The following is a 21,354-nucleotide window of genomic DNA, read 5'->3' on the forward strand; positions in this document are numbered from 1 at the left end:
TATCACACGTAGAGAAAACGAAGCGGAAAAGGACACTCTCTATGTCGTTTATGGACTTCTTCAGCAAGTTTACCGGCGGTTTCGGCGGTGCTTCTTCGGTCGATTTGGCAATCGATCTGGGCACTGCGAACACGCTTGTTGCTATAACCGGCGAGGGCGTTGTGCTTAACGAGCCCAGCGTTGTCGCCATTGAGCGCAGCACGCATCGCGTGCTCGCAGTGGGTCATGAAGCCAAGCAAATGATTAACCACACGCCTGACGCGTTTTCGGCGGAGCATCCGTTGCGCGATGGCGTTATCGCCGATTACGACGTGACCGAGGCTATGCTTTCGGCCTTTATCAACAAGGCCATTGAACGCCGCTATCCGTGGCAGGCGAAGCCCCGCATTGTTATTTGCATTCCGTGCGGCGCCACTTCGGTTGAAAAGCGTGCCGTGTTCGAAGCCGCTATTCAGTCGGGAGCTCGCCAGGCGTATCTCATCGAGGAACCCATGGCCGCCGCCATGGGCGCCGACTTGCCCGTGACCGAACCTACTGGCTCCATGGTGGTCGATATCGGCGGCGGTACTACCGAAGTCGCTGTTATTTCCCTTGGCGGCATCGTGACGTCTTCGTCGCTGCGCTTGGCAGGCAACAAGATGGACGAGGCAATCGCCATGTATCTGCGCGACCTGCTCGGCATCAAAGTGGGCGAGCGCACGGCCGAAATCATCAAAATCAAAATCGGCTCCATCCTTCCCTTTGAAGATGGCCGCGAGAAAGACATGATTATTTCTGGCCAGGACGTCGTTACCGAGCAACCTCGCGAAGTTACGATTCAGTCGGAAGACGTTCGTGCGGCGCTTCAGCCTCCCATTGAAGAAATGGTTGTGCACATCAAAGAAACGTTCAAGAAAACCAACCCCGACCTCGCGAGCGACATCATCTCGAATGGCATTTTGCTCACGGGCGGCGGCGGCCTGCTTTCTGGCCTCGATCGCTATCTTACGTCGCGCCTCGAGATTCCCGTTTGGACGAGCGAAACGGCGCTTACGAACGTCGCCATGGGCTGCCTTAAGGTTCTTGAGACCCCTACGGCGCTCAAACAAACGTTAATGCGTTCGAAATAATGAGCGTCCGCGCACGGCGGCGCAAGAAATAGGATTCACTTTGCGCCGGGCTGCAACAGGCTCGGCGCATCGTTTTATAGAAGGAAGCGAGCTTTAGACATCTATGGCCCGAAAACAACAAATGCTCAATGACTCATCGAAGACGATTGGCGGCGCCGCACTTCTTGTTGTGCTGCTCATCGTTTCCGCCGTGCTTTCGAGCGTGTATTCCAATGAGGAGTCTTCCGGCCCCGTGCACAGCGTGCAGGCGGGGGTGGGCATGGTTGCAGCGCCTCTTCAGTTTGTGGGTGTGGGCGTTGCCTATGCCGAAGACGCCGCGGGCGATGCGATTCAAAACGCCACGGCCTCCGATTCCTCATACACGCAGCTTCGCGACGAGAACGCTCAGCTCAAGGCTCAGCTTGCCGAGCTTCAGGAATACCGCGGCGAGGCTCAGCGACTGCAAGGTTTGCTCGACCTGTCCGATAAATACGATTTTTCAGGCGTTACGGGTCGCGTGATCGGCAAGGGGACCGATGCCTGGAATCGCGTGGTTACGCTCAACGTTGGCTCTGCCTCCGGCGTTGAGTGCGGCCTTCCCGTTGTTGGCGGCAGCGGCTTGGTGGGTCAGGTTATCGAGGTTTCGCCGCTCACGTGCCGAGTTCGTTTGATCTCTGACCCCCAATCGGGCGTTTCAGTCGTGTTGCAGTCGAATCGCGCCGAAGGCGTGGTGCGCGGCTCCATCGCGGGCCTTCTGTATTTGGAAGACCTCGATACCTCGACCGAAGTCAATGTGGGCGATACCGTTATCACGTCGGGTCTGGGCGGTTCGTATTTCCGCGGCGTTGCGCTTGGCACAGTCGTGAACGTCATCAATGCGGCGGGAACGTCGGATCGAACTATTGTGGTGGAACCGTTCAGCTCCGCCGATCCGCTGGAGGAACTTACGGTCGTTCTTCGCATGGGGTCCGAAGGCGACCTTTCGGGTACGAGCGATGCTTCGTCTTCCGATGGCGGTTCCTCCGAGGGCGGTGCGTAGGCATGCGTGAGTCGGTGCTGCTTGTGGTGGGTGCCGTGGTCGCTGTCGTGCTGCAAATCGTACTCGCGCCCAATCTTGTCATCCTGGGGTCAATGCCCGATTTAGTTTTGGTTTACGTAGGCATTGCCGCCATGCTTTTGCGACGTGATTCGGTGCTTGTGATGGCATTTTTTGCAGGTCTTGTCATGGACCTTGTGGGAACATCGACGGTCGGTGTGTGCGCTGGGCTCTATACGCTTATCGCATTTCTTACGAGCCGGGCGGCGGGTTTCTTCGGCAACGATACGCTTGGCGCTTCGCTTGCTATTTCTATGGGGTGCTTTCTTCTGGTGGAAGTGCTCTATGCAGGTTTTTATATTTTGTCGGTTGATGTGTCGGTTATAGAAGCGCTTGGCCAACGTGCGCTTCCTTGCGCGCTCTACGATTGCGCGATGGCCCTTATCGTGCTGCCTATTACGACGCACATGTTTGCGGCGGCAGCGCCTTCTCACAAGGCGCCAACTTCCTCGACCGTTCGTCTTCGCTAAGGGTGTCGCATGGTTTACGCTATCATGGCCGCGCTTGTCGTTATCGTCGTTGCAGGCGTGGCGCTTTTTGTTTTCTTTAGGGCCCGAAACATCAAACCGGGCAGCTCCGTGCCGAAATCGGTGACATCAATTGGCTCGGCCATCCCGTTCCAGACGCGTACGGGCTCTTCTTCGGTGGGCACGAGCTCTCCTATGGGTGCTGCGACTGGCGGAGTGCGCGAGCGATTGAAATCGCGCTTCATGGCAATCGGCGTGCTTATTGCGGCTGTGTTTGGCAGCTTGACGGCGAAGTTGTGGAGCATGCAGGTGCTCTCGAACAAACAGTATGTGGAAGAAGCCAACGAGAATCAGTACAAAACCATTAAGACGCCTGCCGCACGCGGTCGTATTTTCGATACACAGGGCATCGTGATGGTCGACAACAAAACGCGTCCCGCCGTTCTGGCCGATGCCGATGTAGCTGACGACCGCACAACACTTCTGCGCCTTTCAGCTTTGCTCGGTTTGCCTTATGCCGTTGTGCGCCAACGCATCAAAGACACGTCGGGTGGCGCGCAGGCCCAGCGCGAGGTGTCGTCGGCCCCGCGAAGCCGCGACGTTGCTTTTATTGCCGAGCACCCCGATGCGTTTCCGGGCGTCGATGTGCAGGAGCGCACGCATCGCGTATATCCGTATAAAGCCCTCGCGAGCCAAGTGCTTGGCTATGTCGGCACGGTTTCCGACAGCGTTTTGAAAAATCCGCCTGCGGGAATGGATTATGAAAGCGGTGACGAGGTCGGCCAGTCTGGCGTTGAGTCGGTATACGACGGCTACCTTTCCGGTGCGCACGGCGAACGCGTGGTCGTGACGGATGCCGATGGCGTGGTGCATGAGGTGAAAAGCGAAACGCCGGCCAGTCAGGGCAACGACGTGTATCTCACGATTTCTGCGCGTGTGCAATCGATTGCCGAGCAGAAGCTTAAAGAACTCATTGCTCCCAATGGCGTTATAGGTGGCGGCACAGGTACGGCTGGCGCTGTTGTGGCTATGGAGGTCGATACGGGCAACGTGGTTTGCATGGCGAATTTCCCCACGTTTGATCCGACGAATTTCGTTGGCGGTGTGTCTCAAGAAAATTGGGATCGCTACAACAATTCCGATAGTTCATACGCGCCGCTCATGAATCGCTGTATTGCGGGCCAGTATCCGGCCGCGTCGACATTCAAGGCATTTACCGGTCTTGCCGCGCTCAATTATGGGTTCGCGAGTTCTTCGACTTCGTGGAATTGCTCGGGTACATGGACGGGTTTCGGCGAAGCGTATGCACAGAAATGCTGGCTTACAACGGGCCATGGCGCAATTGACCTTCGACGCGGTATTGTGGTGTCGTGTGACGTCGTGTTCTACGAAATCGCAAAGAACTTTTATGACGCGAGCTCTAAAATCGGCGACGATGCCATGCAAAACTACATCAAGGAATTTGGCTTAGGTTCGAAGACGGGCATCGAGCTTCCCGATGAAGCGCAGGGCGTTATACCGACGCCTGAATGGAAAAAGGAATACTTCCGTAACGCACCCGAAGAGGGCCAGTGGCAGCCGGGCGATATGACCAACATGGTGATTGGCCAAGGCAACGTGCTCGTGACGCCTCTGCAAATGGCCGTGGGCTATGCAGGTATCGCCACGGGAACGCTTCCTGTGCCGAATCTTCTGAAGGAAGTGCGCAATTCTTCAGGTGAGACAGTGGTTTCGCGTGAGCCGAAGAAGGGCACGATGCCCGATGTCGAGAAAGCACATCTCGAGATCATGCGAGACGCGCTTCGCGGCGTTGCTGAAGAAGATGGCGGCCTGCCCACTATGCTCAAGCAATACGATTACCAATGCGCTTGCAAAACGGGTACGGGCGAATGGGCCGACCACGATGGTTACGCGTGGTTTGCGATGTATGCGCCTTACGACAATCCGAAGTATGTTGTGACATGTGTTATTACCGAAGGCGGCGCGGGCGCCGATGCCGCGGCTCCTATTGCCGCCGCCGTTATGGATGGTTGCATCAAGCTTGGCGACGGCACAATTTCGGGCGATCCTGCTGTCATCGAAGAAGTGACTGAGATTATCGAGTACGCCGGAACGGGCGCTGGACGGGTGGACTAAATGGCTGGTTTCAACGAAATTGACCGTGTGCGCACGCCGAAGGGGCAGTATATCAGCGCATCGCCGTTGGGCGGGTCGGGCCGCCCGAAACGTGCCATCGATGCCGTTCCCGTTCCTTTGGTGCTGGTGGTTGTGGCGCTTTTGGGCTACGGTCTGCTCGTGGTATGGTCGGCGATTCAAACGAACGAGAACTATTCGTTCTCGCGTCAGCTCATGGGCGTGGCAATGGGTGTTGTCGCCATGCTCATCTGTTATTCCTTCGATTATCGGCGTCTTGCGAATTACACGACGTTCCTGCTTATCGTGAACGTGGTGCTCATTTTGTCGCCGCATTTGCCCGTCATTGGCGTCGAGAGCAAAGGCGCGCAAAGCTGGGTCAAAATCGGCATTCAGCTGCAGCCGGGCGAATTCGCGAAAATCACCGTGATTTTGCTCGATGCCGCCGTTATGTCGAAGTTCGGTGGCAGGCTCGACGATCCGCGTGAGTTCATCAGGGCGCTCGCGTATATCGCGATTCCGTTTTTGTGCATTATGACGCAGCCCGACTTGGGAACGGGTTTGGTCTACTTGGTCATTGGCGCCGTGGCACTTATTATGGGCGGCGCGCGCTGGAAGTATTTGATCGTGCTACTTGGCGTGTTCGTGGGGTTGATTGTCGCGGTGTTCGCGATTGATGAGGTGCTGAAGAATGCGACGGGCGATTATGTTTTGCTGAAGCAGTACCAGCGCAACCGCTTGCTCGTGTTCTTGGACCCGAGCGCCGACGTGACGGGCACGGGTTTTAACCTCAATCAGGCTATGATTGCTATCGGGTCGGGCGGGCTTTTCGGAAAAGGCCTGCTCAATGGTTCGCAATCGAGCCTGGGCTTCGTTCCGGAATCGGCGACTGACTTCATTTTCTGCGTGCTTGCCGAGCAGTTCGGCTTTATGGGCGCCCTGGTGCTTCTCGCTCTGTATCTGGCGCTCGTTCTGGTGTCGATTCGCATCGCGCGCGAGTCGAGCGATTTGTTCGGGACGCTCATCGTGATGGGCATTGTGGGCATGTGGCTCTTCCAGATTCTCGAGAATATCGGCATGGACATTGGGCTTATGCCCATTACGGGCATTCCGTTGCCGTTCATGAGCTACGGATCGTCGTTTATGATGGTGAACTTCGCGCTGCTCGGCCTTATTGGCAGCGTATATGCGCATAAGGGATAGGACTGTGGGACGTGTGACCAAGGGTGGTCAACGTCGAGGCAACGCCTTGTCGCTTGTTGTGGGTTTCTCTATCGAGCGCCGAGGTGCCGCTATAATGGTTTGAAATGAGAACCATGAGACCTGAGGCCGAAATGCGAGGAGGCAATTGATATGCCGAAAATGCCCAAGATGCCTATTGATGTGATGGCCGTGTTGCAAGAGGCCACTGATGTCGAGGCGGCTCGTTCGGTGCCTTTGTGCGTGTCTGTTTTGCTCGACGATACCGCGCCTGACGACCTTACGGCTTTCGTGCGTTCGAGTTTCGCGAGCGCGAGCCCGCAAGCGCGCGTTTCGGTGAACTATTTCGAAGACGCCCATATCGCGTTTGATGCTCGCAGCGATATGGCAGTTATTGCTGCCGGTTTCACGCCGGAAATCGGCGAAATCGTCTCTCGTCTTCATGGCGAAGGCATTCCCGTTATGGTCGTCACGACGCTTCCTGAATGCGTGAATGGCGCTGCTGAAGCGGCGGGCCACCCCATCGATGCAGCCGATGTGATTGCTCCCAACCCTGAAATCGACGGTGTGGTTACGCTCCATGAGCCGCTCGTTGTTACGAAAGAAGGCGCGATTTCGGGCCGCGAGGTCGACCCCGAAGACCCGTTTTCGCTTGAACCGTTGCCGATGTGCGCCGCTTACCATGAACAGCTTCGCACAAAGATGGGCGAGTGGGTGGTTGCGGCATTTCGCGAGAAGCGTCTTGCGTTCGCGCAGGCGTTCGATTTCGTGCGTAAGCCCCTTTCGATGGAATCGGTTCGTTCGACGGCTTTCCAGAATGCAGGTATTGGCCTTGTGATATTCATTCCCGGCGCCGATTTCCCCATTATGACGCTGAACCAGACGAAGATGGTCATCCAAATCGCCGCGGCGTACGGACAGCCGCTTTCGGCCGACCGAGTGAAGGAGCTTGCAGCCGTTGTAGGCGGCGGACTTGCGTGTCGCACGGTTGCGCGTCAGGTGGCGGGTCTTGTGCCTGCTGTCGGTTGGGTGGTGAAGGCCGGCGTAGGCTATGCGGGCACGTGGGCCATGGGCATGGCTGCCGCCGAGTATTTCGAGCACGGCGGCAATATGGCCGGCGTAGGCGCCGTGGTCGACGAGGCGCGCGCTGCGGCGTCTCGCGCTGCCGACGAGACGGCTGCCGGACGAGCGGCAAAGGGCTTTGTAGCATCGCTTGGACTTCAGGCGAAAAATGCTGCCACGGGCCGCGTTCGTGCCGCGGTTGCGCAGGCGCCTGGAGTGGCCGCGGGAGCCATGCGTGCCGTTGCGAACGCCGCAGCGTCTGCGGCGCAGGCTGCGGCCACTGGTGCGGCCCGAGCGGGCGCCGCTGCCGATGCCGTTGAAGCTTCGGCGCACGATTCCGAATAATATGACGCGCGTTCGTCTTGGTTGGCGGACGCGCAAGCTTTCTCTACCTGCAATCGTCTTCTTCGACATGAGGGATTTCATATGCAAAATCTTTGGCCTCGCATTGAGGGGCTTTTGCGCGACGCGGGGCGCGACATCAGCCGTCCGGCACGCTATTTGAACCACGAATGGGGTTGCACGTATAAAGACGATGCCGACTATCACTTCTGCATGATTTACCCCGATACCTACGAGCTTGGGCAGCCGAACCAGGCCGTGCGCATTCTGTGCAATGTGGTGAACGCCGTCGACGGTATGTATGCCGAGCGCGGCTATCTTCCTGCGGCCGACATGATTGACCTCATGCGCCGCGAGGGCGTTCCTGCGTTTTCACTGGAAAGCTGCGCGCCGCTGCATGAGTTTGACGCGGTGGGTTTCTCGTTGTCTCACGAGCTCGTCGCCACCAACGTGCTTGAAATGCTCGATTTGGGACGCATTCCGCTGCGTGCCGCCGATCGAGACGAGTCGAACCCGCTTATCGTGGCGGGCGGCCCCTGCGCGTTCAATGCCGAGCCTTTTTCAGCGTTTTTCGACGTGTTTTTGTTGGGCGAAGGTGAAGAGTCGCTTCCTGAACTGCTCGTTTTGCATCGGAAAATGAAGCAAGCGGGCGCGTCGCGCGCTGAGTTTTTGCGCGCTGCTTCGCATTTGGAGGGCTGCTATGTGCCCTCGCTCTACGATGTGCTTGATGAGGATGAGGCGCAGCAAACAGGCGCATGGGTGCGCCCGAAATACGAGGATGTGCCCGCGAATATCGTGAAGCGCATTTGGAGAGATTTCGCGACCTCTCCTGCCTGGGAGCCGACTGTGGTGCCGTTCGCGGAACTCGTGCATGACCGTCTGAACGTTGAAATTCTGCGTGGTTGTACGCGCGGATGCCGTTTCTGCCAAGCGGGCATGATGTATCGTCCTGTGCGCGAGCGTTCCGCTGACAACATCGTTTCCGCTGTTCAACGCGGACTTGCTGAAACTGGCTACGATGAGGTGAGCCTCACGTCGCTTTCTTCGACTGACCATAGCCAAATCGAGGAAATTCTGCGTCGCTTGAATCGCGGTCTCGATGGAAAGGGCATTTCGGTATCGATTCCAAGCCAGCGTTTGGATTCGTTCGGTGTCGAAATGGCTGAGTTGGTCGCGGGCGGAAAGCGCGGCGGCCTGACGTTTGCGCCGGAAGCTGGCACGCAGCGATTGCGCGACGTCATTAACAAGGGCGTGTGCGAGGATGACCTATTTGGCGCTATTGATGCGGCATTCGCTGCTGGCTGGCGTCGCTGCAAGCTTTACTTCATGATCGGCCTTCCTACCGAGACCGATGACGATATCAAGGGCATCGCGAGCCTTGCTCAGCGTGCTTACGACCGTGCGAAGAAAGCTACGCCGCCCGAGGCACGCGGCAGCGTGAAAGTCTCCATCTCGTGCGCGCTGTTTGTGCCGAAGGCCCAAACGCCTTTCCAATGGGATGGCCAGATCACGACCGAAGAGGCCCATAGGCGCATCAACCTCTTGCGATCGAGTGTGAAATATCGCGCGGTCGACGTGCATTGGCATGAGCCCGACGTTTCGCTCGTCGAGGCCATGATGAGCCGTGGCGGGCGAGAGGTGTGCGATGTCGTCGAAACCGCCTGGCGCCACGGCGCGCGCTTTGACGCGTGGACCGAGTTTTTCTCGCTTGATACGTGGCGAGCGGCGTGTGCGGAATGCGGCGTTGATATGGAAGGCATCGCCCAAGGCCAATACGAAACGAGCTGGGTTACACCGTGGGATCACCTTTCAGTTGGCGTGACCACGCGCTTTTTCCGTCGTGAGCGTCGCTTGGCGCAGGAGGAACGCACGACGCCCGACTGCAGCTACGAACGCTGCTCGGCGTGTGGCGTGTGTCCGAAGCTCAATATCGACATCCAATGCCAGGAGGAGCGTCATGGCTGATTTCCGTTTGCGCGTGACCTACGCTGAAACCGGTCGTTTGGTCATGCTTTCGCATCTCGAGATTGCGCGCGCCTTGGAACGTGCGGTGCGCCGCGCCGGGTTGCCTTATGCCGTAAGTCAGGGGTTTTCACCGCATATGAAGCAGGCTTTCGGCTCTGCGCTGCCTGTGGGCGTGGGTGGTTTGGAAGAGATTTTCGACGTGTCGCTCACCGACTACGTGCCGCCCGAGGAGGCCTTAGCCCGTCTTCGGGCGTCGAGTGCGCCTGATCTTATGCCGCACGCGGCGCGTTACATCACCAAGGATGAGACGGCGGCGTCAGCGGCATATCCGCGTTCGACGTACGAGGCGCTCCTGGAGGCGTCGCGTTCGAGCGATTGCGAAATGGATGTGCTCGCGGCAGCGCACGAACTTTCGCTTCCTTCCGAGATTACGGTGGTTCGCAAGAAGAAGGAGCGTGTGCTTGTTCCTTCCGAGTTCGTCGTTGGCGAGCTTGAGGTTGAACCTGCGGAACCTGGAGAAGAAGGGCAGAGCCGTGCGCTTGTCCGCTTCACGCTTGAATCGAAGGCGTCGGGCAGTTTGCGCCCCGATGTGTTGCTCGAACATATGCTTGCCGATTCGGGCCTTCGCGCTGCGTCGATTCTGCGCACGAAGCAAAGCGAAATTCCAAAGGAATAGATGAAGCGGGGTGGAGGTTCGTGCTTCCGCCCCACTTTGATGATGGGAGAGTTCGATGTATAAGGTTCGCTATATCACCACGTCGGAAGTCACGGCGGTTCGATATGTGTTTGAGGAAAAGGAAATTGAGGCCGCCGACGATGCGGATGCAATTGCGAAGTTCGATGTCGAATGCACAACGCCGCTTGATTCTTCGATTGCCATGGATATCGTGTCGGGCGAAGGTTATGATTGGACGATTTTGAAGTCAGTGGACTTGTAGGATCGTTTATCTTGCGCGCACGGGCGGCGCAGAGGCGGTCCCGGCGCTATGCGCTCGCCTGGCGGCGTTTCATTTTTAATTGAAGTTCCTTAATTGAACGCCGACGGTCGGGGGCGAAGCGCCGGTGTCGCATCGACGCTTCGCCTTTCGGGTCGTGTTACTGTCTATACGTTGACAGGAATTCTTCCAGGTCGCGCATAGCTTCGCTCAGTACTTCGATGCGCGGCAGGTACACGATGCGGAAGTGGTCGGGCTCGCCCCAATTAAAGCCACCGCCGCGTGTGATGAGAATCTTCTTTTGATGCAGCAGGTCGAGAGCGAACTGCTCGTCGTTGGTGATGTTGAACTTCTTCACGTCAATCTTCGGGAAGATGTAGAATGCGGCCTTCGGCTTCACTGCGGTAATGCCGTCGATGCTGTTCAGCGCGTTGTAGATGTATTCGCGTTGTTCGTAAATTCGTCCGCCGGGGATGATGTAATTATTCACGCTCTGGTGTCCGCCGAGCGCCGTTTGCACGATGGACTGTGCGGGAACGTTCGAGCACAAACGCATGTTTGAGAGCATATTGATGCCAAGCAGGAAGTCTTTCGCGCAAGACATGTTGCCCGAGAAAATCATCCAGCCAATGCGATAGCCTGCGATCATATGTGATTTTGAGAGGCCCGAGAATGTTACGCAGGGCAAATCAGGCGCGAGCGATGCGATGGAAATATGCTCCAGGCCGTCCATGACGAGGCGATCGTAGATTTCGTCGCTGAAAATCATCAGGTCGTGACGTCGGGCCAATTCGACGATTTGCTCGAGCACTTCGCGTGGGTACAGCGCGCCTGTGGGGTTGTTCGGGTTGATGATGACGAGCGCTTTGGTTCGCGGCGTGATTTTCGATTCCATGTCGGCAAGGTCAGGGAACCAGTCGGATTGCTCGTCGCAAATATAATGAACAGGTGTACCGCCCGCGAGCGTGGCGCATGCGGTCCACAGCGGATAATCGGGCGCTGGAATAAGAATCTCGTCGCCGTTGTCGAGGAGCGCCTGCATGCAGAGTTGGATGAGCTCGCTTACGCCGTTGCCGGTGTAAATACCGTCCATGTCGACGTTGGGAATGTGCTTGAGCTGGGCATACTGCATGATTGCCTTGCGTGCCGAAAATAGGCCGCGAGAATCGGAATAGCCTTCGCATTCAGGCAGCTGGTGGCGCATGTCTTGAATAACCTCATCGGGGGTGCGGAAACCGAATGGAGCCGGATTTCCGATGTTGAGCTTTAAGATTCGTTGGCCTTCTTTTTCCAATCGAGCAGCTTCATCGACGACGGGGCCTCGTACGTCGTAGAGCACGTTGTCGAGCTTAGATGATTTCTTGAATTCGCGCATGGTGGCACTCCTTGGTGTTTGTTCGGGCGCTGGCGTTTCGCAGACTGGTGTCTGGCCCGTGGTTGTTGAATTGTTTTGGTTCAATTTCGTAGAAGATGCGGTCTCAAGCCGCTCGGGAGCTCGCGTAGGGGAGTGCGTCTGCGCTGGCCGAGTTTGGGTATTTCCGGAAAGCCAAGCGGCATCTACGTCCAGGATGCGCGCGAGTAGTTCCATGACGTCGCGGCGCGGCGTGGTTTTCCCGCTGACATACTGGCTTACCTGGCTTTTGCCAAGCTTTTTGTCGTGCTGGGCCGCCGAGTGTATCACATCGGCCTGGTTCATTCCGGCTTCTGACATGGCCTGTTTGAGCCGTGTCGAGAATTCATTCGATGGCATCGCATCTCCTTGATATTCGAAATTGAACTCAATGCGTCCAAAAAAAGAAGAAGTTCAATTTCGAACACTATATCATGGCTCGAAATTGAACTTCCGAAGAATTCCGAAGAATTATGCGATTCACTTATGCGACAAAATTGAACCTGCAAACGACGCATGGTAAACGCCGACATTTTATTATGTAATGGCTTAGTGTTATTGAAGACTTACTTACTCACTGTAATCATGTTAGCACACCGACCAAGGATTTCTATGAGTCCTTATTTGTTCCACCCTTTGGCAATAGTCGCTGTCGTCACGAGCAAGCCGCTTGCGACTTCCCACGCGGAGTTAAACAATAATTGCAAACTGAAGCTGCAAATCCGCCCGACAAGGCTCTTTTATAAAACCCATTGTTTAGACGACCAGCAATCTCATCAGGCTCTCACCTTGAATAGTTTCCCAGCCAATCTGCGTGACTGCCTCCGACAGCTGTCTATCATGCGTAACCAACAGTAACGCGCCAGAGAAACCGCTCAGCATTTCCTGCAGCGCCTCAATAGAGCCCACATCAAGATGATTCGTAGGCTCGTCGAGTACGAGGAAGTTGGGATTCGTAACAAGCTGTTCAGCAAGCATGAGTTTGCGGAGTTCGCCAGGACTCAAATCGTCGCCATCGAGCAGTCTGTCAGGGTCGGAGTTCAACCGCGCCACGATGGAGAGGATGCGACCTTTCGTCTCCTGGTCCTGGTCTCGGAGATGCCTCAGGGCTCGCTCGCGTTCCTCTGGCCCGACGTCCTGGGGAACGTACGCAACTTTGACATTATCAGGAACAGATTCGATGATGCTTCGTACCACCAGGCTCTTTCCCGTTCCGTTCGCACCGGTCAGCACCACGTGATCCGTTGGTGAGATCCAGAGCTCCGGCACATCTATCGAGAACTCGCCAGCAGACAGTCGCGATGCCTCCAAGTGCGCCACGCAACTTGAGCGTGCAGTGACGCCGAACTCGCCGATACGATGGTCGTATCTTTTCGAGACGGTTTTCTTGGAAAGCTCTGCCTCGGCCTTTGCGAGCCGTCCGCTCATTTTGGACGAGAGCCTCCCTGCAACGCCGTCCTTGCCAGAGACTATGGCGCGTCCGATCTTCTCGCGAGCGTCGCTGTCTTTTTTGCTCAAACCGCGCTTGCTTCGCTTGCCCTTCTGACGTGCCGCCTCTTCGCTCCTGCGCTGGGCTTCTGCCTTCAGGCGCTTCGCTTCACGAGAGGCTTGCTCGCGATCCCTCATCGCAGAGGCGCGTTCGCTCGCCGCCTGGTCGCTTGCCTTCGAGTACCCGCCGGGGCGCATGGTCCAACGTGCGCCCTCGCACATGAGGCTCTGGCCCACAAGGCCATCGAGCAGGTCTCTATCGTGCGAGATGAGGATGCCGATGCCGCTGAAGGAGGCCAGCGCCTCCTTCACGATGTCGCGCGTGGCGGCATCGAGGTCGTTGGTCGGCTCGTCCATGATGAGGACATCTGGCTGTGCATAGAGGGCGCACGCGATCTGGAGCCGCTTCTGCTGACCGCCCGAGAGCGTGTCGTAGCGCCAGAACCAGTCGTCTTCGATGCGGAGCAGCGCCCTTGCCCGTTGCGCCTCCTTGCCCCAATCCGATGCGAGATCGAAGAGCTTGTCTGGCTCTTGGGTCGAGTCTTGCTCGCAATACGACGCGAACAGATTCGGGCTCACCGCCCCGGAATCGGGCGTAATAGCGCGGGCGGCGATACGGGCGAGCGTGGTCTTCCCGCATCCGTTGTCGCCGATGATGCCCGTCCATCCCGATGGGAACGTGGCGCTGACGTCTTCGATGGCAGGCGATGCCGTACCGGGGTAGGTATAGCTGATGTGGGTGAGATTCAGTTGCATGGCGAGCTCCTTTGAGAGGAGGTCGCGCAGGGGTCAGGCACGCGATGTATGGATTTGGAACGAGAAGGCACTGAAGCGATGCGGCACCCTGAAGCGCGACCGGATGTACAGAATGGTTGTATGGGGTACCCGAAACGGGCATCGCTAGTTCTTCATCTAACCTGACCTAACTCGAAGCGGCGCTTGCCAAAGGCCCCGCTGGATGATTGATATCTAGGATTATAGCATGGTAATCAGGTGGCAACTCGCCGGCGCGCCCTTGGCTCGTCGCTTCACCCAAGTGCTGATTGGTGCTGAGAGCGGAGAGACTGCGTGGCACTGCTCCCTCTAGCTGGCGCCTGATGCTGGAAAGCATCACACAGAAACGCCTGCCCTTCCCGCAACCCGCCAGAGCATGGCCGAAGGCGGCGGTTGGCACTGCAGCCTCCTCCCGTGTTATCTTTATTGAAGATAATTAAGAAGGTGGTGCACGATGTGCAGAACATACCCGGGAACGGAAACGAAACACAGAACCAACTCATAACAGCGACGCAGCAGCCCTCGAGTCCCGTGGCCCTGAGCGCAGACGTCGAGATGCTGCTCGAGCGCTTTTTAGTCGAGGCCGAGCTGGCCGAGACCACGAAGGAGACCTACCGCAGGACCCTGAGGGGCTTCTTCGCGTGGAAGGAGGAGCGAGAAATCGCAGACCTCGACAGGTCGCACATCCTCGCCTACAAGCAGGACATGCTGGCGAGGGTGCGGCCCTCGACGGCGAGCACGTACCTCACCGCGGTCAAGAGCCTGTTCAAATGGCTCGAGTCCGTGAGAGCCTACCCGAACGTGGCCGCGGACATAAAGACGGTCAAGCTAGTGGGCAACATCCACCGCAAGGACGCGCTGACGCCGGCGCAGGCCAAGCGCGTGCTCCAGGTGCTGAAGGGCGACACGCTGCAGGCCAAGCGCGACTTCGCGCTGGTGAACCTGCTCATCAGAGTCGGCTTACGCTCGGTGGAGGTCACGCGAGGCCGTCTGGGTGATTTGCGCAACAGGGGCGATCAGACGATTCTGCTCGTCCAGGGCAAGGGCAGGGTCGAGAAGGACGCGCTCGTGGTGCTGACCGATGCGACTCTAGGACCCATTTACGACTACCTGGCAGCGCGCAGGTGCGAGGGGCGCGAGGTCGTCGGGGGGGACTCGCCGCTGTTCGCCAGCCTCTCCAACAAAACATATGGGAAGCCGCTGTCCACGCGCAGCATACGGCAGATTGCGAAGGAGGCCCTGCGCGCGGCGGGGCTCGACAGCGAGAGGCTCACGACCCACAGCTTCCGGCACAGCGCGGTGACGTTCGCGTTGCTGGGGGGCGCCAGCCTGCAGCAGGCCCAGGCGCTCGCAAGGCACACGAACCTGACGACCACGATGGTCTATGCCCACAACGTCGACCGCGTGAGCCAAGCTCCGGAGCGTTTTGTCGACGGCCTCCTCGACGACTAGGAGGCCGGGGCCGCGTCATGCGAGGGGAATGCCCGAGAGGTCGCTCCCCAGCACCTCCAGGTACTCCAGCAGCTGCTGGTACTTGCCCCGGAGCAGCAGGAGCTGTTGCTGGAGCTCCGCGTTCTCCTCCTTCAGCTTCCTCGATTGCTTCCTGCTCTTGTCGAGGGCGATGTCGAGGTCCTGCAGGCGCGACTGCGCCCTCTGGAGCTCCCTTGACAGCCTGGTTATCTCGGCGTCCTTGTTCAGCTCGCGCCTGCCCTCTTGGCTCACCTTGCCCGTCGGCTTGAACTGACAGACCCGGTTCTTCGCCAGGAGCTCCTTGACATGCTGCTGGCTGAACGTCCCCGAGCTCAGCCCCGTTAGCGCCATGAGCTCCTTCTTGGTGACGATGCGGTGGTCCTCTTCGATCTCGTCGATGGCCCCCTGGATGAGGGCCAGCGTCTTCTCGCGCTTCGCCGCGTACATCCTCTGCATGTTCTCACTGGGCTGCTTCATCAGAGACCTCCAGGTCCTCGCCGCTGATAGCGCTCAGCACGCGCTGGGTCAGCGTCTTGTATGCGTCTATCCAAGCACCGCAGAGCTCCGCGAAGACATCGTTGCCGCAACTCAGGGCCTTCTCCTGCTTGCTGCGCCAGTCGTCGAGCTCGCTTTGATAGTAGTCGAGGTCGTCGGCGTCGGGGACGAGGTAGCTGCAGCGGAGGCACCTCGACCTGTCGGCGCTGCAGCCCCTTGCGTCCGAGCACAGCCCGATCCTGTGCACCCTCTTGGCGAAGGGCTTCGACAGGATCCTGTCGAAGCGCGCGGGGTCATCTGTGTTGACGATCCTGCCCCTGAACACGACGGGGTCGTCCTTGCGCAGGTCCTTGACGGAGGTGTGGGTGTAGCTCTGCTCGATCATCTTGGTGTTGTGGTGGGCGGTGAGCGGCAGCAGGTCGATGGCACGGAAGAGGCCCGAGTTCATGCGGTCGCTGATGGCGTTGTGGCGGAACTGATGCGTTGTCGGTGAGTAGGGCTCGCCGTGCTCGTCGAGAAGGCCCCTGTACTCGCAAAGTCGGGCGAAGAAGCGGTTGCAGCTTCCCTGTTTCTTCGGCTTGAACGCCGACCCGTGCGGCTTGTAGCGCCTCCCACCGGTCTTCGGGTCTCTCATGAGCCTGTAGGTCCTCGAGGTGAAGAGGAGCTCGGCGTCGCTGCCGAGATGCGACACCACCTCGTCCCTCTGGGCCGCCACCAGGTCGACGAGGAGCTTCCCCATTCCCTCGTACCTGACCTCGATCAGCTTGATGTCGCTCGGCACGTAGGGCCCCGACTGCTTGAAGGACGGGATCGTCAGGGTGTAGGTGTCTGCGCTGAGCTGCTTCAGGCACCTGACCGTCATGCTGAGGACCTCCGTGATGCGGTTGGGGATCAGGCGCAGCATCCAGTAGACGCACCTGTAGACCAGCGGGATGCCGTCTCGCATGAAGATGACGTCGAGCTGGTCGGCCACCTCGTCGGGGATGTACTTGTCCTCCTTCTTGACGTGGGCAGGGGCCCTCTCCAGCACGAACCTCTGCATGGCGGAGCTGATGTCGGTGAAGCCAGATTCCCTCGCGAATGCCTTGAGGGTGTTCCAGCGGTGCAGGCGGTTGTCCAGGGAGACGCTCTGCTCGCCCGAGAAGAGGCAGGTGTGGAAGGCGACGAGCGCGTCTGGCGGCGCCTCTGCGAAGCTCTCGCAGCTGCTCGGGATGAAGCCCGCGTAGCGGCCGATGGCGCCGTTGATGTCTTTGTCGATGGTGGAGGGGGCCCGGCCCTTCACAAGCCTCGTCAGCGCCCATCTCTTGGCCTCCTTCTTGAGGTGTTCGTTCGAGATACCCGTGAAATATATGTTGCGCGAGCTCGGTTTGACGTTCTTGTCGGGCTTCACCTTGTCGGCTTGCCAGACGTCGTCGCTGAAGCTCGAGGCAGAGCAGTAGTCTGCGAGCATCTTGGCTGCCTGCTCGTCGGTGACGGACACGGTGTTGGAGAGGACGACTGGCTCGAGGGCCGCGGACCCGGATGTGGGGAAGAGAGGGCTGTCAGGCATGGGTGACTCCCTCCTCTATGGCGTCGAGCACCGCCCTGTAGCGCTCGTTCAGGGTTCTCTCCTGCGCGTACTCGGTGTAGCCCTCGTACTCGTCCATCGGGATGTCCAGCTCCGCGTACTTGGCCTCGAACTGCGCCAGCAGCCTCGACGAGTCCTCGTAGAGCTCCTGCCAGCGTGCTTGGAAGGCCCTTCCCGTGCACAGCTTGGGGCAGGACGCGCAGCTGATGTTGCCGAGGTCGGCGCACCTGCCCTCCGAGGGGTGCTTTGAGCACACGCCCAGCTCCACGTTGCGGCGGTTGGTGCAGAAGTCGACGTAGAGCCAGCGGCGCTCCTCCTCCGTGTACAGGTCGAGCCTGCCGCTCTCGATCAGGAGGTTGAACCTCTGCTGGAAGAACTCGCTGTTCAGCTCTGCGATCCTCTTCATCCTCACCTCGGCGTAGATGCGCTCGGTAGTGCCCTGGCCAACGTGACCGAGCTGCTTTTGGACGGCAGTGAGGGGCGCGCCGGAGCTGACGAGCTCGACGGCGACCGTCTTGCGGGTCTGCCTGGAGGTGAACGCCTCCCAGCCCTCGACGATCGACTGCATGCCGTACCTCTCGAGGAGCCGGTTGACAGCGTTGTTGAAGGTCGTTGCGGAAAACTCGCCCCTCACCCCGTTGTCGATCGAGAAGAAGAGCGTCTCGACCCCATACATCTCCCTGAGGGCGGAGGTCTCCTCGATGTAGGCCTCGATCTCGCTGTGGAGCCCTGGCGAGATGACGGCGAAGATCTTGTCGCCGAGGCGCCGCTTTATCCTGGATGCCGCGGTCTTGGGGGATCTCGCCCTCACCTGCGGCATGCCGCTGGCGGGGTCCTCGGCCGTGATGTCCTCGACGCGGATGCACCTGATGTCGGAGATGCGCCAGCCGGTCTCCATCGCGAGCTTGAACATCAGCCTGCAGGCGCTCGACCCCAGCTCGTCGATGTGCCCCTCAAGGAAGGCGAGGATGTCCTCGGGGATCTCCGGGGTCAACTTGGAGCAGTCGAAACCTCTCTTGACCGCAAGGTTCGCGGTCGGGTCCAGTACCAGGCGCCCACAGGCGACGAGGTGCTGGAAGAAGGCCCTGCAGCTGCACAGGTACCCGCTGAGCGTGCTCGGTGCAAGGCCCTCCTTGCTCAGATGCGAGAGCACGGCAAGGATATGCAGCTCACCCACGTCCTCCGGGCGGGCGATGCCGTACTCGCCGCCGAGGATCGCGAGCACGCGCAGCAGGTCGCCCATCGCCTCCGGGATCCGCCCCAATGCGCGGGGGTTGTCAGCCGAGGCTGCCCTCCGGTAGAGAGACCTCAGGAACTCCCTCGCGTCTTGCTGGAAGGCGCCCGCGCTTCCCAGCGAGGAGAAGTCGACCGACCTTCCTGTGAACGTCTCCCCCTTGGGGATGTAGATCCACACCTCCGCCTTGTCGCTGGCCACATCGTCGGCGTTGCCGTCGAACATTAGCCTGCGCAGGCCGGCGATCTTGCCCTCGAGATGCTCGTCGAAGGCGCTGGCGAGGGCGGGGGTCCGCCTCGTCATCCTGAATGCCGCGCACATCCTCGCGTCCTCGGCTGCCAAGTGCTCCTTGAAGTCGCGACGGAATCTGTGGAGGGGCAAGATCGGCCCCCTCGGAGAGTCTGGTGCCAGGTATTTGCCGGCAAAGAAGGCGTCGCATGCGCCGAGGAGCTCCTCGAAGCTGACGCCCCCCGGCAGCTCCGGCACCGCCAACTGGGAGTCGCCTGCGGCAAGAAGGCCGGCGGGGACGAAGCTCCTGTCGACCTTGACAGCCTTCTCGTCGTAGCAGGCCCGCTCTTCAGCGCTGAGATCCAAGAAGTCGTAGACGGCGGTGCGGTTCTGAGTCACGGCGTACGTGTAGGGCAGCATCTCCCTGGCGAGTATCTCGTGCAGCCTGCGGTAGCTGTCGCAGCCGGAGTGGGGCCTTATCGCCTTGTACTTGCGGAACTCCGAGACAGGAAGCCTGGAGTACCCGAAGATGTACGTGGTCAGGCGCTCGTAGCTGAAGTGGAGATAGCAGCGCCCGGGCAACCCCGAGGCGTATTGCTCCACCATGTCGCGCACGTACGCCGCGAACGCCTCCTCGCCCACCTCCTCGACAACCGCGTTGTCGAGCCACATCAAAAAGGAGTCATGGAAGCTCCCGTGGTACTTCTCCTCGAACTCCCTGCAGACAGCTGCGAGGGGCTCCCGGCGCTCGATGGCCTCGACGGCGCGGTCCCTGATCTGAACCGGGAAGCGATAGCGCAGGTAGAAGCGCCTCCTGTACGCGTCGTGATAGATACGGGGCAAGGGGTTGGTCGTCATGTGATTGAGACAGTAAACCGACCCCGTTATCTCCCTGTAGAGCCTCTTCATGTCGCGCCTCACCCAGGCCGCCTCGTCCTCGTGCATGGAGACGAGCACGTCGAAGAAGTAGTCGCCCAGCTCCTCTTCCGAGAACATGGCGGTCAGCGCGACCGCGCAAAAGGTCGGAAAGGATTGCGGACTCATCGACTCCCTCAGGTCGCTGCAGAGAGACAGCAGCGAGCGCGACTCGATGCAAGCGGCCAAGGAGGCGAGGTCGCATGCCGTGGCTGCTCTGGCGACATGGGTGCGAAGGTTGTTGCGCTTCCCGCTCCTGGCGCTTTCCCTGATGTGCTCGAGCGCCTCCTCAGGTTGTCTGATCATCGGCGTGCCTTTGCTCCTTGGCGGCCTCGAGCCTCTTCCAGTTCTCGACGGCGGTCACCCTGTCCTGCCTGTTCTTGTAGGGCTCGGCAGACCCCATGCTCTTCCAGCCCATGATGTCCAGGATCTGGTTGTCGGTAAGGGAGGCGGGGTCTAGGGCCTGCTGCCTGAGAAGCTCCTCCATCTTCGTGCTCCTGCCGGAGTGGGTGCGCACCTTGGCGGGGTCGAGGCCGGCGTGCTTGGCGGCGCGCTTGATGATCTCGAGCGCGTTGTGGTAGGCCATCGGCTTGCCGAAGCTGCCCTCGCGCTCGCGCAGGTTGAGGAAGATCTCGGTCGGTACGAGCGACCCGGAATCGATCAGCTTCCCCTCGACGGCGCTGCGCTCGTTGTAGAGGTACTCCTCCAGCAGGCGCCGCGAGCGCTCCGACAAGACGCAGACGCGCCCCTCGCCCTCGCGCCTTCCCTTGCTGCGGAACAGCTTCAATGTGCCCTCGTCTGCGCGGTAGAGGTCGATCTGGGCGGAGAGGATCTCGTCGATGCGAAGGCCGTCGAGCGAGAGGGAGAAGACTGCCTTGTCGCGGTAGGTGCGGAGGTTGCTGAGGATGGCGTCGACCTGCTCGTCCGTGTACCACTTCTCGTAGTCCACAGGCGGCTTGCCGCTGACAAAGGACGTCTCGGCGACATAGCGCGGCGACGTGGTCGCGATTCCCTGGCCGTAGAGGAAGGAGTGCGGGTTCTCCCCGCTCTTCTCCTCTGCGACCTCCATCTTGACCTCCCTGCCCTGGGAGCGCAGGAAGGTGTAGAAGCTGGCCACGACCGTGTAGTAGCCCCTGACGGTGAAGCCGGACCTCTTTCCCTCCACTGCGCCGACGAACGGGATGACGTTTCCGAACTGCAGGAAGCGCAAGAAGCTGGTGAGGTGCTTGGCGGTCGCGTCGGCGTAGCCGATGTGCCAGCAGTCCTGCAGGTAGTTGAGGTACTTGCACAGCTTGTAGGCGTACTGCCTCGCTGTCTGGGGCGAGCCCATGCTCATCTTGTGTAGGAACTTGTTGGCCCAGAAGGGGTAGGCGTCCGTATGGTTGATGATCCAGCCGTCCATCGTGTCCCCGTCTGCTCTCGGGTAGAGGCATCTCTCAACGGCAAACATTTCTCACCTGACCAAACATCAATTCATCGGACAACGCTTAGTCTAACGGAATAAT

The 21,354-nt window shown here is 59.3% G+C and carries 16 protein-coding genes and 1 pseudogene; 10 read left to right on the forward strand and 7 right to left on the reverse strand.

The window, feature by feature from the left end; translation table 11 throughout:
- The first annotated feature begins 41 nt into the window (after positions 1-41).
- The 9 genes from mreB (at position 42) to DMP05_RS03695 (ending at position 10,291) form a co-directional block, all read left to right on the forward strand.
- Positions 42-1,109, forward strand: coding sequence for a rod shape-determining protein (mreB, locus tag DMP05_RS03655; protein ID WP_114615806.1), 1,068 nt, complete (start codon positions 42-44; stop codon positions 1,107-1,109).
- 121 nt (positions 1,110-1,230) lie between these two features.
- Positions 1,231-2,127 (forward strand): rod shape-determining protein MreC, encoded by an 897-nt coding sequence (gene mreC / locus DMP05_RS03660; RefSeq protein ID WP_123219213.1) that lies wholly within the window; start codon positions 1,231-1,233, stop codon positions 2,125-2,127.
- Positions 2,128-2,129: 2 nt separating this feature from the next.
- The gene (gene mreD / locus DMP05_RS03665) at positions 2,130-2,654 is read left to right on the forward strand and encodes a rod shape-determining protein MreD (protein ID WP_123219214.1); all 525 of its coding nucleotides are present in this window, start codon (positions 2,130-2,132) and stop codon (positions 2,652-2,654) included.
- Between the two features lie 9 nt (positions 2,655-2,663).
- A complete protein-coding gene (gene mrdA, locus DMP05_RS03670; protein ID WP_123219215.1) occupies positions 2,664-4,787 on the forward strand; it encodes a penicillin-binding protein 2 in 2,124 nt (707 codons plus the stop codon).
- Positions 4,788-5,987: a rod shape-determining protein RodA gene (gene rodA / locus DMP05_RS03675; RefSeq protein ID WP_123219216.1), complete on the forward strand. Its 1,200-nt coding sequence runs from the start codon at positions 4,788-4,790 to the stop codon at positions 5,985-5,987.
- A 150-nt stretch (positions 5,988-6,137) separates the two neighbouring features.
- On the forward strand, positions 6,138-7,391 hold the full coding sequence (locus tag DMP05_RS03680) for a YcjF family protein (protein ID WP_244595029.1): 1,254 nt from the start codon (positions 6,138-6,140) through the stop codon (positions 7,389-7,391).
- An 81-nt stretch (positions 7,392-7,472) separates the two neighbouring features.
- A complete protein-coding gene (locus DMP05_RS03685; protein ID WP_123219217.1) occupies positions 7,473-9,353 on the forward strand; it encodes a TIGR03960 family B12-binding radical SAM protein in 1,881 nt (626 codons plus the stop codon).
- A complete protein-coding gene (locus tag DMP05_RS03690) occupies positions 9,346-10,029 on the forward strand; it encodes a TIGR03936 family radical SAM-associated protein (RefSeq protein ID WP_123219218.1) in 684 nt (227 codons plus the stop codon). Before DMP05_RS03685 ends, DMP05_RS03690 begins: the two co-directional genes overlap by 8 nt.
- 55 nt (positions 10,030-10,084) lie before the next feature.
- Entirely contained in the window at positions 10,085-10,291 is a 207-nt protein-coding gene (locus tag DMP05_RS03695) for a hypothetical protein (RefSeq protein ID WP_123219219.1), read from the forward strand.
- Positions 10,292-10,448: 157 nt separating this feature from the next.
- Here DMP05_RS03695 and DMP05_RS03700 read toward each other — a convergent pair whose 3' ends face one another.
- The 3 genes and pseudogenes from DMP05_RS03700 to DMP05_RS03705 form a co-directional block, all read right to left on the reverse strand.
- Entirely contained in the window at positions 10,449-11,663 is a 1,215-nt protein-coding gene (locus DMP05_RS03700) for an aminotransferase class I/II-fold pyridoxal phosphate-dependent enzyme (RefSeq protein ID WP_244595035.1), read from the reverse strand.
- Between the two features lie 180 nt (positions 11,664-11,843).
- Positions 11,844-12,038, reverse strand: a pseudogene (locus DMP05_RS10100) (helix-turn-helix domain-containing protein); the annotation flags it as partial.
- Between the two features lie 396 nt (positions 12,039-12,434).
- Positions 12,435-13,922: an ATP-binding cassette domain-containing protein gene (locus tag DMP05_RS03705; protein ID WP_123219220.1), complete on the reverse strand. Its 1,488-nt coding sequence runs from the start codon at positions 13,920-13,922 to the stop codon at positions 12,435-12,437.
- A gap of 411 nt (positions 13,923-14,333) precedes the next feature.
- Here DMP05_RS03705 and DMP05_RS03710 point away from each other — a divergent pair, with 411 nt between their 5' ends.
- Positions 14,334-15,392, forward strand: a complete 1,059-nt coding sequence (locus DMP05_RS03710) for a tyrosine-type recombinase/integrase (RefSeq protein ID WP_123219221.1) — start codon at positions 14,334-14,336, stop codon at positions 15,390-15,392.
- A 15-nt stretch (positions 15,393-15,407) separates the two neighbouring features.
- Here DMP05_RS03710 and DMP05_RS03715 read toward each other — a convergent pair whose 3' ends face one another.
- Genes DMP05_RS03715 through DMP05_RS03730 form a run of 4 tightly spaced genes read right to left on the reverse strand, consistent with a single transcriptional unit; the run spans position 15,408 to position 21,251 of the window.
- The gene (locus tag DMP05_RS03715; RefSeq protein ID WP_123219222.1) at positions 15,408-15,887 is read right to left on the reverse strand and encodes a DUF6262 family protein; all 480 of its coding nucleotides are present in this window, start codon (positions 15,885-15,887) and stop codon (positions 15,408-15,410) included.
- Positions 15,871-17,454 carry a hypothetical protein gene (locus tag DMP05_RS03720; RefSeq protein WP_123219223.1) on the reverse strand — a complete coding sequence of 528 codons (1,584 nt, stop codon included), beginning with the start codon at positions 17,452-17,454 and terminating at the stop codon, positions 15,871-15,873. Before DMP05_RS03720 ends, DMP05_RS03715 begins: the two co-directional genes overlap by 17 nt.
- Positions 17,447-20,155 (reverse strand): tyrosine-type recombinase/integrase, encoded by a 2,709-nt coding sequence (locus DMP05_RS03725; protein ID WP_123219224.1) that lies wholly within the window; start codon positions 20,153-20,155, stop codon positions 17,447-17,449. The genes DMP05_RS03720 and DMP05_RS03725 overlap by 8 nt, the downstream gene beginning before the upstream one ends.
- Positions 20,139-21,251, reverse strand: coding sequence for a tyrosine-type recombinase/integrase (locus tag DMP05_RS03730; RefSeq protein WP_211326848.1), 1,113 nt, complete (start codon positions 21,249-21,251; stop codon positions 20,139-20,141). Before DMP05_RS03730 ends, DMP05_RS03725 begins: the two co-directional genes overlap by 17 nt.
- Between the last annotated feature and the right edge of the window lie 103 nt (positions 21,252-21,354).

The organism is Slackia isoflavoniconvertens, assembly GCF_003725955.1.
Taxonomy (GTDB): Bacteria; Actinomycetota; Coriobacteriia; order Coriobacteriales; family Eggerthellaceae; genus Slackia; species Slackia isoflavoniconvertens.

Coding starts and splice junctions, on each gene's coding strand:
- DMP05_RS03715 (WP_123219222.1), bottom strand. CDS start 15,887: ATGAAGCAGCCCAGTGAGAACATGCAGAGGATGTACGCGGCGAAGCGC.
- DMP05_RS03700 (WP_244595035.1), bottom strand. CDS start 11,663: ATGCGCGAATTCAAGAAATCATCTAAGCTCGACAACGTGCTCTACGAC.
- rodA (WP_123219216.1), top strand. CDS start 4,788: ATGGCTGGTTTCAACGAAATTGACCGTGTGCGCACGCCGAAGGGGCAG.
- mrdA (WP_123219215.1), top strand. CDS start 2,664: ATGGTTTACGCTATCATGGCCGCGCTTGTCGTTATCGTCGTTGCAGGC.
- mreB (WP_114615806.1), top strand. CDS start 42: ATGTCGTTTATGGACTTCTTCAGCAAGTTTACCGGCGGTTTCGGCGGT.
- mreC (WP_123219213.1), top strand. CDS start 1,231: ATGCTCAATGACTCATCGAAGACGATTGGCGGCGCCGCACTTCTTGTT.
- DMP05_RS03695 (WP_123219219.1), top strand. CDS start 10,085: ATGTATAAGGTTCGCTATATCACCACGTCGGAAGTCACGGCGGTTCGA.
- DMP05_RS03705 (WP_123219220.1), bottom strand. CDS start 13,922: ATGCAACTGAATCTCACCCACATCAGCTATACCTACCCCGGTACGGCA.
- DMP05_RS03725 (WP_123219224.1), bottom strand. CDS start 20,155: ATGATCAGACAACCTGAGGAGGCGCTCGAGCACATCAGGGAAAGCGCC.
- DMP05_RS03680 (WP_244595029.1), top strand. CDS start 6,138: ATGCCGAAAATGCCCAAGATGCCTATTGATGTGATGGCCGTGTTGCAA.
- DMP05_RS03690 (WP_123219218.1), top strand. CDS start 9,346: ATGGCTGATTTCCGTTTGCGCGTGACCTACGCTGAAACCGGTCGTTTG.
- DMP05_RS03730 (WP_211326848.1), bottom strand. CDS start 21,251: ATGGACGGCTGGATCATCAACCATACGGACGCCTACCCCTTCTGGGCC.
- DMP05_RS03685 (WP_123219217.1), top strand. CDS start 7,473: ATGCAAAATCTTTGGCCTCGCATTGAGGGGCTTTTGCGCGACGCGGGG.
- DMP05_RS03720 (WP_123219223.1), bottom strand. CDS start 17,454: ATGCCTGACAGCCCTCTCTTCCCCACATCCGGGTCCGCGGCCCTCGAG.
- mreD (WP_123219214.1), top strand. CDS start 2,130: ATGCGTGAGTCGGTGCTGCTTGTGGTGGGTGCCGTGGTCGCTGTCGTG.